The 16,288-nt window shown below is 48.9% G+C and carries 17 protein-coding genes and 2 riboswitches; of the genes, 6 read left to right on the plus strand and 11 right to left on the minus strand.

The window, feature by feature from the left end; all coding sequences use genetic code 11:
- Window positions 1–143: 143 nt before the first annotated feature.
- Complete coding sequence (gene licT, locus F4V51_RS04280) at window positions 144–1,004, minus strand: BglG family transcription antiterminator LicT (protein ID WP_153976994.1); 861 nt, start codon at window positions 1,002–1,004, stop codon at window positions 144–146.
- Between the two features lie 308 nt (window positions 1,005–1,312).
- On the opposite strand from licT, the gene F4V51_RS04285 reads away from it, so the two are divergent.
- Window positions 1,313–1,480: a DUF3934 family protein gene (locus F4V51_RS04285; protein ID WP_153976995.1), complete on the plus strand. Its 168-nt coding sequence runs from the start codon at window positions 1,313–1,315 to the stop codon at window positions 1,478–1,480.
- A gap of 81 nt (window positions 1,481–1,561) precedes the next feature.
- Here the strand turns inward: F4V51_RS04285 and F4V51_RS04290 are convergent, their stop codons facing one another.
- Window positions 1,562–3,301, minus strand: a complete 1,740-nt coding sequence (locus tag F4V51_RS04290; RefSeq protein ID WP_153980554.1) for a methyl-accepting chemotaxis protein — start codon at window positions 3,299–3,301, stop codon at window positions 1,562–1,564.
- A gap of 429 nt (window positions 3,302–3,730) precedes the next feature.
- On the opposite strand from F4V51_RS04290, the gene F4V51_RS04295 reads away from it, so the two are divergent.
- Both F4V51_RS04295 and F4V51_RS04300 read left to right on the plus strand, forming a co-directional pair.
- On the plus strand, window positions 3,731–4,354 hold the full coding sequence (locus tag F4V51_RS04295; protein WP_153976996.1) for a deoxynucleoside kinase: 624 nt from the start codon (window positions 3,731–3,733) through the stop codon (window positions 4,352–4,354).
- Window positions 4,351–5,007, plus strand: a complete 657-nt coding sequence (locus tag F4V51_RS04300) for a deoxynucleoside kinase (RefSeq protein ID WP_153976997.1) — start codon at window positions 4,351–4,353, stop codon at window positions 5,005–5,007. The genes F4V51_RS04295 and F4V51_RS04300 overlap by 4 nt, the downstream gene beginning before the upstream one ends.
- Window positions 5,008–5,065: 58 nt before the next feature.
- Here F4V51_RS04300 and F4V51_RS04305 read toward each other — a convergent pair whose 3' ends face one another.
- The gene (locus F4V51_RS04305; RefSeq protein WP_153976998.1) at window positions 5,066–5,527 is read right to left on the minus strand and encodes a ferritin-like domain-containing protein; all 462 of its coding nucleotides are present in this window, start codon (window positions 5,525–5,527) and stop codon (window positions 5,066–5,068) included.
- A gap of 192 nt (window positions 5,528–5,719) precedes the next feature.
- Here F4V51_RS04305 and F4V51_RS04310 point away from each other — a divergent pair, with 192 nt between their 5' ends.
- Window positions 5,720–6,187 carry a hypothetical protein gene (locus tag F4V51_RS04310; protein ID WP_236146691.1) on the plus strand — a complete coding sequence of 156 codons (468 nt, stop codon included), beginning with the start codon at window positions 5,720–5,722 and terminating at the stop codon, window positions 6,185–6,187.
- Window positions 6,188–6,388: 201 nt separating this feature from the next.
- Here F4V51_RS04310 and F4V51_RS04315 read toward each other — a convergent pair whose 3' ends face one another.
- From F4V51_RS04315 to F4V51_RS04345, 7 genes are all read right to left on the minus strand, one after another.
- Window positions 6,389–7,132: a MerR family transcriptional regulator gene (locus F4V51_RS04315; RefSeq protein WP_153976999.1), complete on the minus strand. Its 744-nt coding sequence runs from the start codon at window positions 7,130–7,132 to the stop codon at window positions 6,389–6,391.
- Window positions 7,133–7,328: 196 nt separating this feature from the next.
- Window positions 7,329–7,994, minus strand: coding sequence for a thiamine phosphate synthase (thiE, locus tag F4V51_RS04320; protein ID WP_153980556.1), 666 nt, complete (start codon window positions 7,992–7,994; stop codon window positions 7,329–7,331).
- On the minus strand, window positions 7,994–8,806 hold the full coding sequence (thiD, locus tag F4V51_RS04325) for a bifunctional hydroxymethylpyrimidine kinase/phosphomethylpyrimidine kinase (protein WP_153977000.1): 813 nt from the start codon (window positions 8,804–8,806) through the stop codon (window positions 7,994–7,996). The genes thiE and thiD overlap by 1 nt, the downstream gene beginning before the upstream one ends.
- Window positions 8,803–9,615, minus strand: a complete 813-nt coding sequence (gene thiM / locus F4V51_RS04330) for a hydroxyethylthiazole kinase (protein WP_153977001.1) — start codon at window positions 9,613–9,615, stop codon at window positions 8,803–8,805. Before thiM ends, thiD begins: the two co-directional genes overlap by 4 nt.
- A 51-nt stretch (window positions 9,616–9,666) precedes the next feature.
- A complete protein-coding gene (locus F4V51_RS04335; protein WP_153977002.1) occupies window positions 9,667–10,734 on the minus strand; it encodes an ABC transporter substrate-binding protein in 1,068 nt (355 codons plus the stop codon).
- Window positions 10,735–10,821: 87 nt separating this feature from the next.
- The gene (locus F4V51_RS04340) at window positions 10,822–11,640 is read right to left on the minus strand and encodes an ABC transporter permease (RefSeq protein WP_153977003.1); all 819 of its coding nucleotides are present in this window, start codon (window positions 11,638–11,640) and stop codon (window positions 10,822–10,824) included.
- Window positions 11,627–12,388: an ABC transporter ATP-binding protein gene (locus F4V51_RS04345; RefSeq protein WP_153977004.1), complete on the minus strand. Its 762-nt coding sequence runs from the start codon at window positions 12,386–12,388 to the stop codon at window positions 11,627–11,629. Before F4V51_RS04345 ends, F4V51_RS04340 begins: the two co-directional genes overlap by 14 nt.
- Window positions 12,389–12,557: 169 nt before the next feature.
- A riboswitch (TPP riboswitch) is annotated at window positions 12,558–12,660 on the minus strand.
- 202 nt (window positions 12,661–12,862) lie between these two features.
- On the opposite strand from F4V51_RS04345, the gene F4V51_RS04350 reads away from it, so the two are divergent.
- Together F4V51_RS04350 and F4V51_RS04355 are read left to right on the plus strand one after the other, a co-directional pair.
- Window positions 12,863–13,738, plus strand: coding sequence for a radical SAM/SPASM domain-containing protein (locus F4V51_RS04350; protein WP_153980557.1), 876 nt, complete (start codon window positions 12,863–12,865; stop codon window positions 13,736–13,738).
- A gap of 347 nt (window positions 13,739–14,085) precedes the next feature.
- A complete protein-coding gene (locus F4V51_RS04355; protein ID WP_153977005.1) occupies window positions 14,086–14,754 on the plus strand; it encodes a pectate lyase in 669 nt (222 codons plus the stop codon).
- 167 nt (window positions 14,755–14,921) lie between these two features.
- Here F4V51_RS04355 and F4V51_RS04360 read toward each other — a convergent pair whose 3' ends face one another.
- Complete coding sequence (locus F4V51_RS04360; protein ID WP_162009893.1) at window positions 14,922–15,875, minus strand: copper amine oxidase N-terminal domain-containing protein; 954 nt, start codon at window positions 15,873–15,875, stop codon at window positions 14,922–14,924.
- Window positions 15,876–16,039: 164 nt separating this feature from the next.
- Window positions 16,040–16,150: riboswitch (TPP riboswitch) on the plus strand.
- Window positions 16,151–16,288: the final 138 nt, after the last annotated feature.

Below are 16,288 nucleotides of genomic sequence, written 5' to 3' on the forward strand. Positions count from 1 at the left end.
AATACCTAAACGGAGGGCAGTGGCCATCCAAAAATGGATGGGGTGCCAATCGTTTAGGTATCGCCTGCTTGACCAGTAACAATCCTTGTCGTTAAGTTGTGAGACCTACTATAAATGACAGCGAAATCGTTTGCAAGCTTTTTTTATTTCGTGTCCTGCATTTCATTTCGGGAAGTAACGCGGTGGATATGGATTGTCAAATACACCTTTTCATCAATGGACATCGCACTTTCGAACTTGTCCTCAAGGTAATGGTTAATCAATTGGGTACACTGAAAAGCCTTGCCGTATTTGTCTTTGACCTGATCATACAGAAAGTTATCACCAGACGCCGTCTGTTCCTGTTCATTGCTCACCATGCGCTGGACGAAATATTGCAAATGGGTAATAAACCTGGAGTAATTAAACGAATTTTCATCCAGGGTTATGCCATATTGATTGGTCACGATGTTGAATATGTCATCGATCACTTCGGTAATTTCAACCGTTTGCTGCATGCCCTGACCATCCTGTCTGGCGTTGACAAAATGCATGGCGATAAAACTGGCTTCATGTTCGTCCATCTGTATGCCGAATTGTGAATCGATCAACTCCAGCGCATTCATCCCGATCATGAATTCCTTTTTATAAAACTTTTTGATCTGCCATAACAGCGAGTTCTTCAGCCCGACGGCCTTCCTGTACCGTGAGATGGCAAATTGGATATGGTCAATGAGGGAAATATAGATATTGTCACTAAAAATATCGCCCATTTCCCGTTTGGCATAGCCTACAATCTTGTCAGCCAATGTTAGATACTCCACGGAGGTTTCACCCATCAGGTCGATCAGTTTCTGGGGGATCTTATCTGATTTGAGAACAAAGGTTTTCTCGATCTTATCCTCATCAACAGGCTGCCCATTTTTCTTCTTGAAGCCCAGACCATTTCCAATGACAACAAATTCATGACCCACCTGGTTCTCTGCCCGGATGACATTATTGTTGAAAATCTGTCGAATGATCATCGTTGTTCACCTCTATTGCCTTTATAATAACAAAAAACCCAAACAAAGGCTTACCACACAGCCTTTATTTGGGTATCGCCTGCTTACCAGTAACAATCCCGAAGAAGACGCGGCTTCTTCTTTCAATTATGTACACTATACCGCTTTCATAACAGAATAACAATAGAATCATTTTTGGAAATGGACGTAAAGATGTTTATTTTTGTTATAATAAGAAATGCTGGAAGTGAATACGATGGGCTGGGTTACGATAAAAGGTACCGAGGACGGTCATTTTTAAGCATATACAGGATTATTGGAGTGATAACATGAGCAAAGCAAAGGGTAAAGGCGGCACGGGCCGTGGTACTGGCAAAAAAGGCTGGAATCGCTGGCAAGCCAGTGCCAATCGGGCGAAAAGTGCCCCAAAGCCTTATAAAAGCAAAGGTACCAAGAAGAAAGACGATGCCGAAACTTCAAGTGACAAGACCCAGTGAATGGGCACAAGATAAGATAGAAAAAGAGATCTCCCGTGAATACGGAAGATCTCTTTTTTTGTGAATGGATCGTATATTCGATTAATTCATTGGTTTAACTTTGAAGAATGAAATCAGCTCCTGCAGCTGCTTGGACACGGCAGAGAGTTCGTCCGAAGCACTGACAATGGACGCCATGGAAGCTTCTTGCTCAGCGATTGATTGTTCAATCTGCTTGCTGCTGTTAGCTGCCTTGCTGACACTTGCGGACAGCTCATCTGCTGTTGCAGACATCTCTTGTGTACTGGCGGAGATTTCCTCCGTCGAACTGGAGATATCCTGGATCTGATTCGCAACTTTGTTCGTGGCTGTCAGGATATCGCCGAAGAATTCACCTGTCTCCCGGGTAACCTGAGAACCTTTATCTACCTCACGTGAACCAAGCTGCATAGCTTCGGCGGACTGCGCGATATCCCGCTGAATTTCGTCGATTAACGAGCGGATCTGATCGGCTGATTGCTGCGATTGTTCCGCCAGTTTGCGTACTTCTCCTGCCACGACGGCAAATCCTTTTCCTTCTTCACCCACACGTGCTGCTTCGATGGAAGCATTCAGGGCAAGCAAATTGGTTTGTCCTGCAATGTCAGTGATGAGATTGACAATACCGCTAATCTCATTGGAGCGGTTTTCCAAAGAACGGATGGACTCGGATGTGTGTTGTACGGCTCCCGAGATGAGATCCATCTGCTCAATGACTTGCTGCATAATCTCATGGCCCGATTGGGACCGCTGTTCCATGCTCTGCGCTTCATCGGCAACCTCCGAAGAGCTGCTCGCGATGGTTTGGATAACGGTGGACATCTCCGTCATGGCACGTGCATTTTCTACAGAGGCCTGGTCCTGAGAGCGAAGGCCAAGGGAAATATCCCGAATATTTGTACTGATCATTTGAATATTGCCATTGTTATTTTCCGAGATCTCCAGCAATTTCTTGGAGGAGTTGGACAGGTGATGTGAAGTCAGTTGGACTTTGGACATCGTATCGTTGAAGCGTTCAATCATTGTATTGAATTTCTGATTAATGATCCCGAGATCATCTCGTCCTGTTTGGATGGATACATCCAGATTCCCCGAGCTGGCCACATCGATGCCCTTCATCAGGTTACGGATCGGAGTTAACGTTCTCTTCAACAGGACATATTGGAGAATCATGAACAGAAGCAGGAAACCTATAAGGAACATGCTGCTGTATGTAATCAGTTTATGAAGACCACTCGGGATTGCGTTGGCATCAACATCGAAGTAAATGGCGGCGTACATCTCACCTGCAGCATTCTTGATCGGATACATAATGGTAGTCCAGGTTCCGTATTCGTCTGTATAAAAGCTGCTTAGTGCAGGTTGCCCGTCTTTCTTCATACCTTCCAGTGCTTTCACGTTTTCTTGTGGGAGTGGGTACATGGAGCCTACAGCCAGATTTAATTCTTCGAAAGGCTGAACCAGGTTGGTCGGAACGGCGATGATGGACGTTTGGTTGCCTTCCGCCAGCTCAGTTCCAAAAATATAGGTCTGGGCAATGTTGGGATACAGTTCATGGATGGAATCCAGATAGTCCCGCAGTTCTTTTTGCACCGGACCGTCATAGCTTTTTTCATTCATGGCTTCAAGCACCTTGGCTGTGTCCAGATCGTCCGACCACTTCTGGGTGGTCACTTTGGCCTGATCATAGAGCTGCTGGCTGAGTACGTTTTTCTGCAGCTGATAGCCTGCCGTAATCAGGATGATTCCAATCAACATGATACTACCGAAAGATATAACGAGGTTTTTGGCAAAGAAAGGCATGGTACTCCATCGAATCTTAGCTAACAACTTGTTTCTCTCCTTTTTTCTGGTTAAATTGATCTATTCGTATATGTGAATCGTTCCAGACTCTTCTAGGAACTCCAGACATATCGTATTCATGGAATATATCGTAATAAAGTCATATGAATGTTAGTAATGAAAATAAAATGATGCTTTAGTACTAAAACTTTCAGCGTTTTTTCGCGTTTTTCAGAAAGGTTGGAGAGGGTGTGGAAGCAAGAAAAAGTGTTCATTATGTAAGCAGTCCTCATCATCGTATGGTGTAATCTGGCCTTTCCCAGGAGGGATATTCAATAGAGACTGACTTTACATAAAATACTGGCCTTCGACTCTACGGGCTGTGATACAATAGGTGAGGTCTGTACAGAAACGGAAACACGCATGAGGTCGAGGAGGAGCAGGAACACGATGAATTCAGCCCCGTTTATTGCGGTGGAGGGTGCGATTGGAGCAGGGAAAACCACGCTGGCAACGATGCTTTCCAAGGAATTAAACCTTCCGCTGGTAAAGGAAATAGTAGAAGAGAATCCCTTTCTGGCTTCCTTCTATCAAAATATTGATGAGTGGAGCTTCCAGCTTGAAATGTTTTTTCTATGCAACCGGTTCAAGCAATTGGAAGACACAGGTCTGCACTACATTGCCCAAAATACTCCCGTCATATCGGATTATCATATCTACAAAAATATGATCTTTGCCGAACGTACCCTGAAAGGGACCAAACGGGACAAGTACCGTCAAATCTATCACTTGTTAACCGATGATCTGCCTAAACCCAATCTGGTGTTATACATCGAAGCCGAGCTGGATACATTGATGTATCGCATTAACAAACGTGGACGTTCCTTTGAACAGGATATGGACCCGGCATACATGGAACAATTGATCGCGGATTACAAAACAGGCATGGCCTACCTGGCGGAAAGCACGAACCCGCCAACCATTATTAAAGTCAATGCGGAGCAGCTGGATTTTGTGGAGCATCCTGAACATTTCAGGCAGATTGTTAATCAGGTAAAGGAGTATATCCAATGAATAACTATGGCATTCCGGCGAATGCATTAATTACGGTAGCAGGTACGGTTGGCGTGGGCAAGTCCACGTTAACGGCAGCACTTGCACAGCGTTTAAATTTCAAGACATCTCTGGAGCAGGTTGATCATAATCCGTACCTGGAGAAGTTTTACCATGATTTTGAGCGTTGGAGTTTCCACTTGCAAATCTACTTCCTGGCGGAGCGTTTCAAGGAACAGAAAAAGATTTTCGAGCTTGGTGGGGGATTCGTGCAGGATCGCTCCATCTATGAAGATACGGGAATCTTTGCGCAAATGCATGCGGATCAGGGCACGATGTCAGCCACGGATTTCGAAACGTACAGCAGCTTGTTTGAAGCGATGGTCATGACACCGTATTTCCCTCATCCCGATGTATTGATCTATCTGGAAGGCAGTCTGCCGTCCATTCTGAACCGGATCACGGAACGCGGACGTGAAATGGAAATTCAGACGGACAGCTCGTATTGGGAACATATGCATGAGCGCTATTCGGTATGGATCGATCAGTTTACGGCTTGTCCGGTACTCCGACTGAATATTGATCAGTATGATGTACATGATCCGGCTTCAGTAGATGCCATTCTGGCACAGATTGCTGCAGTCATTCAGCCGTCCAAAGAAGCAAAACGATAATAATAAGAATGGCTTCGTTATGCCCCCCCTTAGCTGTGTACGGCAAGGAGGGGGTTATTTATTTTGAGATAGAGTCGTTCTTTATTGGCAGGGATGACTTATGCTGCGTCAGATAGTACAGGAACCAGACGGCATGTCTCTGTTCATCCGTGGCTGCCCGCTTAAACGCTGCTTGGATATAGGGGTCTGTTGCCTGATCAGATACATCAGCGTAAAATTCTACGGTTTCCTGTTCGTCTTTGAAAGCGTAGTTTAGACCCGCAATATATTCCGATGGGCAGTCCTGAGCAATTTGAACGGTGGGCTGCATGCCTGTTAAGGATACATAGATAGCCATAAAAACTTGAAGATGTTTCATCTCATCCTGACGTATCTCTAAAATACGTGCTTTTTCTTCCTCTGTAGGTGCGAGTTCAGCCAGTTTGGCATAACAGGCAATAGCTGACGATTCTCCATTAATGGCCTTTGCAATCTGAGCAGTGAGCATGCTGTCATTTCGATAATATGGAACATAATACATGGGCGAGAGCTCCTTTTCTATGGCTTTTGAAATAGATTATGCCGATGTTGGGCGGGTGTGCCTGTTTCAAAGTTAATGAACCCCATGCACTAAGATTGTAGAAAAATGTTGAAAGAGAGTAAATTTTGTGGTTTCATAAGAAAGGTGAATTCTGGAAAATAAGCATAAGCATGACTCAGGAGGGAAAAGCACGTGGAAGAGAAACAAGGAATCCGAATTGGCTTGCCGATCATCGGTGGGTTGATTGCAGCGATTGTAGGGGGAGCTGTGTGGGCAGCAATTGCAGCATCAACGGAATATGAGGTGGGGCTTATCGCTATCTTGATTGGGGCACTTACGGGGTATGCGGTTGTGTTGTTCTCCAACAAACGGATTGCAACGGTACATAAAATCATTGCGGTTATTTTCGCACTTCTCGGCATTTTGCTGGGTAAGTATCTTACCGTCGTTTATTTTACATCCCAGTTGTTCGGAGATATCGGAATGATGGAACTGGCGTTTGATGTTGAGATCATCCGCGAGTTCTTCGCAACCATTACCGATTACTTCAGTGAGCCGATCGATCTGTTGTTCATCGTACTGGCTATTGTATCTGCATGGCAGATTCCTGGACGCATGGCGAAGACAAGCCTGGCATCGACGGCTTCGTCATCCGATTAAGCGCCAAGAGCTTAATAGGGAACAATGCCTCAGTAATCGCAACGGTGCAATGTAGTCAATTTAAAAGTACTCAGGGTGAAGGGCCGGAAGGGGTCAATCACATTGCGGCTGAGATACAGGGAAAGGGACGTAACGCCTACTGGCGTACGTCCTTTTTTTATACTTGGAGTAGATCGGATTTCATGAGAAAAGCATATAGCATTAGCTCTTACGGTCAGCAAAGACCGCCATCGCTTCCCTCATGAACAGGGCCAAGCCTTCGCCAAATTGATCGATATTACGCTTGAAGCGTTCGTCATCCACATACATCTGTCCAAGTCCTTTGAAAGCCTCCGGGGAATAGTTCCCCATGTTGTTCAGATAGGCATACCATTCGGCGATTCCTGCTTGAGCCTCGTTCGAGGCAGGGTCTGTGTGACGAAGTGCTGCCAGCCGTGTATAAATTTGATTCATTTCATCGGACAGGGCTTTTTGTTCTTGGGCAGATTTGCCCTGAAGTTTCTGATTCGCTTTTTCTACAGCTTCGTCTCCCCAACGTTCTCTGGCTTCCTGTTCATACGGATTTTTGCTGAAGTCGAATCCTTCGAACTGTTCTTTCGTTGTCATGTGTATCTCTCCTCTCATATGCAAAACGCTTCGATCAATGGTGGCGATCATTTGATCAATTCGCTGACGCTTTTCCAGCAAAATACGGCGGTGCATCTGCAGTGCTTCTTCCCGGTCAAAGGAAGGGTTCGTGATAATGCTTTTGATCTCTTTCAGGGAGAAATCAAGCTCTCTGAAAAATAAAATCTGCTGCAGTGTTTCCAGATTGGCATCCGAGTACAGCCGATATCCGGCTGAAGTGACTTCGTCCGGGGTCAATAATCCGATCTCATCATAATGATGCAGTGTGCGCACACTGATCGAGGCAAGCTCGGCAACTTCTTTGACTTTCATGGCCATGATCAACACCTCCTTACACCACCGATTGTATAGCGTCACGTAACGTGAGAGTCAACAGGCAAAAAAAGATGCGAGCCAGGAGGTCGCATCCGGAAGAGCATGGAACAATAACGTTGGGGAAACGGTGAGGCGGTCATGCTGGTAGGGGCAGCCTGCCCCAGCATGTGGGGAGGGGAGGCGATGCAGGGAGGCACGGCTATGCCTGCATCCCGCGCACAGCCTCAGCGAACTGCGCAGCCGCTGCGCGCACATCGGCCGCGCCCGCGATGGCGGAGATGACGGCTACGCCGTCGGCTCCTGCCGCCATCACGGCGACCGTGGTATCGGGCGTAATGCCGCCGATACCCACCACCGGAACTGCGATGCCTGCGGCGCGCAGTTCCGCCACCCCGGCGGGGCCCAGCACAGCGTGGGCATCCGCCTTGGACTGCGTCGGGTACATGGGCCCGACGCCAAGATAGTCGGCGCCCGCCTGCACGGCACGGCGCGCCTCAGCCACGGAGTGGGCGGATACGCCAAGCATCCGCCCGGCTCCGATGCGGGCGCGTACCAGCGCCGCGTCCGCATCGTCCTGGCCGACATGCATGCCGTCGGCCTCCACTGCCACAGCCAGCTCCACATCATCGTTCACGATGAACGGAATCCCGTGCTGGCTGCACACCTCGCGAAGCCGCATCGCAAGCTTGATGCGGGCTTCGCCAGCAAGGGCGCCAGTTCCCTTCTCGCGGAACTGGAACAGCGTGATGCCGCCGGCGATGGCTTGGCGCAGCACATCCACAGGGTCCAGCGTTGTATTCACGCTGCCCATCACCAGGTACACCTGCATGGCCTGGCGTACCGCCTCTGCATCCCATCTGCGCATCACTGCTCACCCCGCTGTCTGCGCTGATACGCAAAATGATTCGTTGGCCCGTGTCCGGCCCCAATCCCCAGTTCATCCTCAATGGCCGCCTGAATGAACGCTCGCGCGGTTGTTACGGCAGCCAGCACAGACGAGCCCTTGGCCAGTTCGGCCGTGATGGCGGCAGAGTACGTACAGCCGGTCCCATGGGTGTGGCGTGTCACAATGCGTACGTTCTCCAGATAATGAAAGGACGTGCCGTCATAGAGCACATCAACAATCATCCCGTTACCTTCAGCATGTCCGCCTTTGACCAGAGCATACGCAGAGCCCATGTGCACGATTCGTCTGGCGGCTTCTTCACGATCGGCCAGATTGCGGATGGTCATTCCGGTGATCAGTTCGGCTTCCGGAATATTCGGCGTTGTGACTAATGCGTGTGGAAGCAGATCCGTGACCAGGGCGTGCACCGCCTCCTGCTGAAGCAACGGGGCACCACCTTTCGCTACCATGACCGGATCAATGACCAGATTGGTCCAGCCGAATTGCCGCCATTTCTCGGAAACCAGCCGAATGGTTTCTGCACTGAAAAGCATGCCTGTTTTTACCGCTCCGGGCTTGAAATCTTCACCTGTGGAATCGAGCTGCCGGGCAATACCTTCCAAAGGAACCGGATAGACTCCCTGAACGCCTAGTGTATTCTGTGCGGTAACCGCAGTAATAACAGACAAGCCGTAAGCGCCCAGTTCCTGAAAGGTTTTCAGATCCGCCTGAATGCCGGCCCCGCCGCCATTATCTGACCCGGCAATCGTGAGTGCCTGCGCCATACTCATTGGGTATCACCGCCAAGCTCTCGGACCCGGGTCTGCTGAGCGACCACGTCCGGGGTTACCAGCGCAAGCTGGTTTAGCAGCTCGATCTGGAAACTGCCTGGCCCGAGATGGGCTGTGCGCGCTGCCGCGATCTCGGCTGCAACGCCATAGAAGGCAAGGGCTTCAACAACACTGCTTAGCAATTCTTCTCCAGACGGTGCAACCGCAGCAAAGGCACCTATGATGGAGCTAAGCAGGCATCCTGCGCCAGTGACCTGAGTGAGCAGGGCATGTCCATTCTGCGTTAGGAACGTGGTCTGTCCATCCGTAATGACATCCTCGCGTCCAGTGATAACGACAACACAGCCAAGCTTCTGTGCTGCCCGCTCGGCGATTCCGGTGCGGTCACCTTCGCCTTGGCCTGCATCGACACCCTTAATGCTCCAGTTCTCGCCTATGACATTGGCGACTTCCGCCACGTTGCCCCGCAGTACGGTAAGCCGAAGCTCACGCACGAGCATCTGAACCGTATCCGTACGATAGGCCGTAGCGCCAGCTCCCACCGGGTCGAGTACAACTGGCACTTGATGGGCATTGGCCGATTGTCCGGCGAGCCGTATGGCCTGGACAACCTGGTCATTGAGTGTGCCAATGTTGAACACGACCGCTCCGGACATTTTGGCGACATCGGCTACCTCTTCATGTGCATAGGCCATGAAAGGAGAGGCGCCCAGTGCGAGCAGGCCGTTGGCCGTAAAGGGAGCAACCACGAGGTTGGTGATATTGTGAACCAGTGGATTTTGAGAACGAACTCGTGCCAGATATGACATTTGAAATTCCCTCCTGATAAGCCATTATTTTTATAGCTGCAACTGTACTTTTTACTTATCCTGCAAGTTGATAAACGCATCCTCGGCCTGTACCGAATCCGGAATCAATTTACGTTGTACCAGCCACTTCCGCACGTTTTCCCAGGAGGAAGACTCCTGCCAGCCAAACGGGATACCTTCTTCAGTCATGAGCGGAAGCAGAATGTCCAGGCTCTTTGTTTCAATTTCCCGATCCAGCGGGGACGTCTCATTTTCGTGTGCGAGCAGGATGTTCAATGCTTCATCCGGATGCTCGGTCACATAGTTCTGACCTTCCTGGATCGCTTTGACGAAGCGGGTGAGCTGATCCTTCTTCGCCTCAATTCCCTCGTCGCTTGCTGTAAGAACGAGTTCGTAATAATCCGGCACGCCGTAATCGACGGGGTTAATAGACTTGACCGAATGACCTTCTTTCTCGAGAATCAGCTGTTCATGATTGATAAAACCACCCATGATCGCATCGGCCTGACCGGAGGCCAGCGAAGGGATCAGATCAAATCCAACATCCACCAAATTCATGCGGTCCGGATCGCCGCCATCCTGACTCATCATCGTACGCACCATGGCTTCATATAGGGGAACGGAGGAATACCCTACCGTCAGTCCTTCAAGATCTTTGGGAGAGTTCACCTTCCCGTCCGTTTCCGTCAGCAGATGAACGAGTGGATGCCGAACGACAGCGGCAATGGATCTTACGGGAATGCCTTCTCCACGGGCTAGCAAAATTTGCGGCTGATAGCTCAGCGCCAGATCCACTTTGCCAGCGGCTACAAGTTTGAGCGCATCATTCGTATCGGCAGGCATCTGAATGTCCACATCGAGCCCTTGGTCTGCAAAATATCCCTTTTCCTGTGCTGCATATATAAAGGAATGGACTGCATTCGGATACCAGTCGAGCATGATGGACAATGAATCGTGGTCACCAGACGACGATCCGGTTGTTGTTGAATCTGTGCCCTGTACCTGGGGATCGGAATGTGACGGTGAAGGGTTCGCACCCGTATTGCCACAACCGCTGACGATCAGCAATAAACAGATGAGGGCAGGAAGCAGGATGTGAATGAGTTTCTTTTTTCTCATGGATAAATGGGCCTCGTTTCGTTCTTTTTTGTTTGGTTTCAATCGCTGATATGTTTCAAAGAGATCGACAGGAAGGAGCAGCACTTGTTATCTCATTGCCGATTGCCTTTTCATCGACTTTCCTCTGCGTGCATGGTCTGCATTCCGCTTCAATCCAAGGATTCGCTCCAGCCAGGCAATAAGCACGAACAGACCGATGCCCAGCAGGGATAACAGCAGAATGGAGGCAAACATTGCATCGGTATTCATGCTGCTGGACATTCTGCGGCTGAAATAACCAAGACCTTTGCTGCCTCCGAGCCATTCGCCAATGGTTGCGCCGACCACGCAGTACACCACCGACATCTTCAATCCTGAGAAGAAAGAGGGCAGTGCAAGAGGTACCTGAAGCTTGCGGAACAGATCCCACTTGCTTGCTCCCATTGTCATCAGTAGTTCGCGCTGATCCGGGTCGCCTTGACGGAGACCATCATAGGTGCTGACCACAATCGGAAAGAATGCGATCAGAAACACCACAGCAACTTTACTCCAGAGTGTGTAGCCAAACCACAGAATGAACACAGGAGACAGGGCAATCAGTGGAATCGTCTGGCTGATTACGATGAAGGGATACAGCGCCTTTTCAATCGAACGGCTGAGGTGCATGCCCGCTGCCAGAGCGCCTCCAGCCACGATGGACAAGCCGAAGCCAACTGCTACCTCCATCAATGTGGCAGGTAGATGGGTTCCGAGGAGCAGACGCCGATGCTCAACTAGAGAACTTACTATTGATGTAGGTGCAGGGATAATAAAAGAAGGAACCCAGCCCAATCGAACGATGCATTCCCAGCCAGCCAGCATCAAAAGGAGAAGCGCAGCGAACAGGCCATAGCGGGCAACCCATCTGCTGACGTTAAAGCTTCGCATGTAGTTGTTCCTCCAACCGTTGTCGCATCTGTATCAGATCCGGATCGTAGACCATGTCCGAATGTCTCGGACGGGGCAGAGGCACCTTCATGTCCAGCAGCTGCCGACCGCCAGGAGTGAGAAGGACTATCCGGTCACTTAGTAACAGGGCTTCTTCTATATCATGCGTGATGAACAGCACCGTTTTACCGAGGTTTTCCCACAATTCAAGCAGCCAGCGATGCATCTCCCGCTTGGTCATGGCGTCAAGCGCGCCAAAGGGTTCGTCCAGCAGCATGAGCTGTCCTCCTGTCAGCAAGGTGCGCAGCAGGGCGACCCGCTGCTTCATGCCGCCGGACAGTTCGTCCGGGTAGGCATGCTCATAGCCGGATAAGCCAAATCTGTCGAGTCCGGCCATAATGTCAGCTCGCAGCTTCACCTTGTCCTGCTTCCTCAGGGCAAGCTCCGAAGGAAGCAGGCAGTTCTCCATAACCGTCCGCCAGGATAACAGCAAATCCTTCTGCGGCATGTAGGCAACCCGCCCGAGTCGCTGTCCTGGCGGCACCCCAGCAATTTCGATCGTGCCATCTGTCGGTTCAAGCAAGCCTGCCAGCAGCTTGAAGAGTGTACTCTTGCCTGATCCGCTGGAGCCGATCAGCGAGACGAATTCTCCCTTTTTTACACACATCGACACATTGGAGAGCACGGGGGAATGTCTCTGATCCGGAAAAGTAAAGGTCATGTTGTCAATCTGTACATCGTTGCTCATCTGGTTCCTTAGCCCCCTTGGAATAAAAACTGCCTGAACGAAAATGCACGTTGTTTGCGATCTGTTGTAAGTAAACGCGAAAAAGCCCGCCCATTTCCGGAGAAATGAGTGGGCCTGTTAAGTTCAACCGACATTCATGTTCATATGAATATGAAAAAAATCCGTTAACTGAAAGTCCGCTCCACTTCCCTCCGCTGGTATGATCCAGATCAGGTTCAAAGGGTCCGAATACATTCATTCGTCTCAGCCGCAAGGCTCCCCTAGTGCAATCGTTCAAGATATGCAGTTGTGTACACAGCATATATCACATTCCTGCGAGATGTAAAGAGGGCTTAGAGGCAAAAGTTAAACGTTAAAACCATTCGCGGATTTACCTTGGCTTCCTAACCCGATATAATGGGGATGGCACATATGGGCCGGATTACAAATGAGGGTGGGACTGTTCTCCCTCCTAAGCAGAATGGGGACCCCGAGTTGAAAACGTTCAAGAAAGTATATATTGAAATTACAAGCATATGTAACCTGGCATGCAGCTTCTGTCCGCAGACCAAGCGTGCCAAAGGATTCATTGACCCTGAAGTCTTCAACAATATATTGGATCAGATTAAGCCACATACCAAACACATTTATTTGCATGTAAAAGGGGAGCCGTTACTCCACCCCAAAATTGATGTGTTACTGGATTCCGCACACGAGAAGGGATTCAAGGTAAACATAACAACGAACGGAACATTGCTGCCCAAGACCCAGCATAAACTGCTTGGCAAACCGGCATTGCGGCAAATGAACTTCTCGCTGCACAGCTTCGACGGGCACGAGGGATCGACCGACCGTGAGGGATACCTCAGCAATATTTTGTCCTTTGCCAGGGAAGCCGTGAAGCACAATGTAATCATCTCGTTCCGGCTCTGGAACCTGACGCAGGATAACTTCACGAATGCCCAGATGAATCGGAACCGGGAAACACTGGAGGTACTGGAACGCGAGTTCAACCTGGATTTCCGCATTGAGGAAAAGGTGGTTCCAGGCAGCGGCGTCAAAATTGCGCCGAATGTCTATCTCAATCAGGACCACGAGTTCCAGTGGCCAAGTCTGGATGCACCAGAGGATGACGGCAAAGGCTTCTGTCATGCGCTGCGCAGTCAGGCGGCCGTACTGGTGGATGGAACGGTTGTACCGTGCTGCCTTGATGGTGAAGGTGTCATTAATCTCGGTAACGTCCATGAGAAGTCTTTCTCGGAGATTGTCGAAGGTGAGCGGGCAAACAATCTGGTGTATGGTTTTTCCAAGCGGGAAGCCGTGGAGGAACTATGCCGGAAGTGCGGATATCGTCAGCGGTTCGGAGCTTAGTCAAATAAGTTGGAAATGAATAGTTCATGCCTAAGATCATGTTGTCTGGAAACAGATGACGTGGTCTTTTTTTAATTTTTGGCTAGAATTCTGCAGTCTTCACAGACTTTAAATGAAGCATACCGAAAGTTAAGATCAGCACATTCCTTGCGGAATGGATCGACAAAGAATGCGAACAATGCAGGAATCATGCCGACAATTGGATATCTAATCTAATGATTATTATCATTACTCTCCTGTTTTGGTAGCATCAGGGTAGGATCCAGAACAGAGGTGCACCTCTTAAGGGATCCGGGAAGACAAGCTGGCTTGTACACCAATATATTCATATAAGGGAGGATTTACGTATGAGAAAAATGTTATCGCTGCTGCTCTCTGCTGGTCTGGTCGCTTCTGTATTTGGTGCATTACCCGTGTCTGCTGCTCCCGAGATTGTGAAGACGACGATTATTGTCAAAGCAGGTGAGACTTATGATGGCAAAGGAAAGAGTGTTGCCGCAGACCCAAACACATTGGGTGATGGCAGTCAGGCCGAGAACCAAAAACCGATCTTTCGTCTTGAGGCAGGAGCTACACTGAAAAATGTAGTGATCGAGGCACCGGCAGCCGATGGCGTCCATTGTTATGGCAACTGCAATATTCAGAATGTGACCTGGAATGATGTCGGTGAAGATGCACTCACGCTTAAATCCTCGGGTACGGTTAATATTACGGGCGGTGCCGCTTACAAAGCATATGATAAGGTGTTCCAGATGAACGCTTCGGGGACAATTAACATTAAAAATTTCAGAGCTGATGATATCGGTAAGCTGGTACGTCAAAATGGAGGAACCTCTTACGCGGTCACCATGAACGTGGACAGCTCCAACATTTCCAATGTGAAGGATTCCATTCTGCGAACAGACAGCAGCTCCACAGTTGGCAAAATAACGAATACCCGTTATTCCAAAGTGCCTACCCTGTTCAAGGGATTCGCATCGGGTAAAACAAGTCAATCGGGGAATACGCAATATTGAGGATAGCATGTCAACCAGAAGATAAAGAGGATACAGTAGGTTCATGTTCAGAATTCCTCTTTATAGTAAACGCAAAAAGGCACCCTCAAGGATGCCTTTTTGCGTTTGCCATAAAACTAGATGAAGAGATTTTGAAAAATGCTGCATTCTCTGCTATCTCTCAGTAGTCATTCGTTTTCTTCTGGAACAGCAACGATGATTTTGTCTTTTTCCGGGGCAATGGAACCCGAATCAATGGAGCCGGACTTGTTCATGACCTCATAGGAAGTCTCTTCCAGCATTTGAGAGTATTTAAATGATACAAGAGTTTGGCCTGCTACCGATGGTCGCTTCCCTGCTTCTGCTACAGCTTTGTTTTTGATGAAGAATAGATCTCCGATTGTTCCGGCTGCACTGCTCACGTTGGCCTGCCATTTCAGCAGGGCAGTTCCATTTTTGATTTCGTAGTAACTGATGAGATCATTATTTTCGTTGATGAAAAAGCGGTCCTTCTGTCCTTTTTCAAAAATGTAAGTCATCGATGAGTCGACAGGACCAAGTGGATTACGGATGTCCAGGCGTGCCTGTTTTAAATCCGAAAAACGTGGAAAACGAAGCGCAGCCTCACGTGCAATCGTCAGGTCAGCACTTTTGTACTCCTCAATAATCGATGCATCTGGCGTATAGATATAAGCTTCCTTGGCAGCCTGATTCCATCGAACTTCTGCACCGAAGGTTTCACCGATTGCACGAAGTGGGAGCATGGCTTTGCCATTTACCAGAATCGGAGCAGAGGACAGCGCCGCAGCCTGGCCGTTTTTCTTGATGGTTTTACTGTTAGGAGTAAGTACATACTTGTCGCTTCCTGTACTAATGCTAATTTGTTTCGTTTTGTTGTTGTACCCGAAAGTATAGTCACCCAGAAATTTCAGTTCCGTGAGCGCCACATACGTAACTCCCTGGCGAATAACCACATCATATTCGGCAGGAACATTGTTAATATAGGCTGCAGGCTGGTGTATCGCTGCCGCTTCCACTACATGGGATGACATTAGTGCAGGTGCCGTTCCTGCGGTCATGATCGAAGCGGCAAGGATCCATTTCCATTTTTTTTGCTGCCAGGTTGTGTTGGTTGTATTCATATCATCAATCCCCTTTCCCGTATATAGACGGCTAATATCTCCTAAATGTTTCATATTAATGGAATTGGCATCCTTTCTTTAAACGGATTTCTCCAGTGTGAAACCTTGTTGGACGTATAAGTTATTGCCATAAATACCCATGTAGTGTACATTAGTAGCAATGAAATAAAGTGAACCGGGAGCTCAATGAAGTTGGGCTGAGATTGGGGCCTTATGCCGCTGACCGTATATCTGATCTGGGTAATGCCAGCGTAGAGAACATGAACTCATGATAAGTAATTTGGGGAATGAAAATGGGAACGGTTAATCTCGGAATGCGAGCGGAAGCAGGCTTGCCTCGTGAGTTGACCGGATTTCATTTTATTCTAAGTTACTTCGATCATGGGTTGTGACACTGTGCGTAAGGCTTCCCC

This window comes from Paenibacillus xylanilyticus (assembly GCF_009664365.1).
GTDB lineage: Bacteria > Bacillota > Bacilli > Paenibacillales > Paenibacillaceae > Paenibacillus > Paenibacillus xylanilyticus_A.

Coding starts and splice junctions, on each gene's coding strand:
- F4V51_RS04335 (WP_153977002.1), bottom strand. CDS start 10,734: ATGAGAAAAAAGAAACTCATTCACATCCTGCTTCCTGCCCTCATCTGT.
- F4V51_RS04305 (WP_153976998.1), bottom strand. CDS start 5,527: ATGTATTATGTTCCATATTATCGAAATGACAGCATGCTCACTGCTCAG.
- F4V51_RS04285 (WP_153976995.1), top strand. CDS start 1,313: ATGAGCAAAGCAAAGGGTAAAGGCGGCACGGGCCGTGGTACTGGCAAA.
- F4V51_RS04315 (WP_153976999.1), bottom strand. CDS start 7,132: ATGGCCATGAAAGTCAAAGAAGTTGCCGAGCTTGCCTCGATCAGTGTG.
- thiM (WP_153977001.1), bottom strand. CDS start 9,615: ATGTCATATCTGGCACGAGTTCGTTCTCAAAATCCACTGGTTCACAAT.
- F4V51_RS04355 (WP_153977005.1), top strand. CDS start 14,086: ATGAGAAAAATGTTATCGCTGCTGCTCTCTGCTGGTCTGGTCGCTTCT.
- F4V51_RS04360 (WP_162009893.1), bottom strand. CDS start 15,875: ATGAATACAACCAACACAACCTGGCAGCAAAAAAAATGGAAATGGATC.
- licT (WP_153976994.1), bottom strand. CDS start 1,004: ATGATCATTCGACAGATTTTCAACAATAATGTCATCCGGGCAGAGAAC.
- thiE (WP_153980556.1), bottom strand. CDS start 7,994: ATGCGCAGATGGGATGCAGAGGCGGTACGCCAGGCCATGCAGGTGTAC.
- F4V51_RS04345 (WP_153977004.1), bottom strand. CDS start 12,388: ATGAGCAACGATGTACAGATTGACAACATGACCTTTACTTTTCCGGAT.
- F4V51_RS04290 (WP_153980554.1), bottom strand. CDS start 3,301: ATGCCTTTCTTTGCCAAAAACCTCGTTATATCTTTCGGTAGTATCATG.
- thiD (WP_153977000.1), bottom strand. CDS start 8,806: ATGAGTATGGCGCAGGCACTCACGATTGCCGGGTCAGATAATGGCGGC.
- F4V51_RS04295 (WP_153976996.1), top strand. CDS start 3,731: ATGAATTCAGCCCCGTTTATTGCGGTGGAGGGTGCGATTGGAGCAGGG.
- F4V51_RS04300 (WP_153976997.1), top strand. CDS start 4,351: ATGAATAACTATGGCATTCCGGCGAATGCATTAATTACGGTAGCAGGT.
- F4V51_RS04340 (WP_153977003.1), bottom strand. CDS start 11,640: ATGCGAAGCTTTAACGTCAGCAGATGGGTTGCCCGCTATGGCCTGTTC.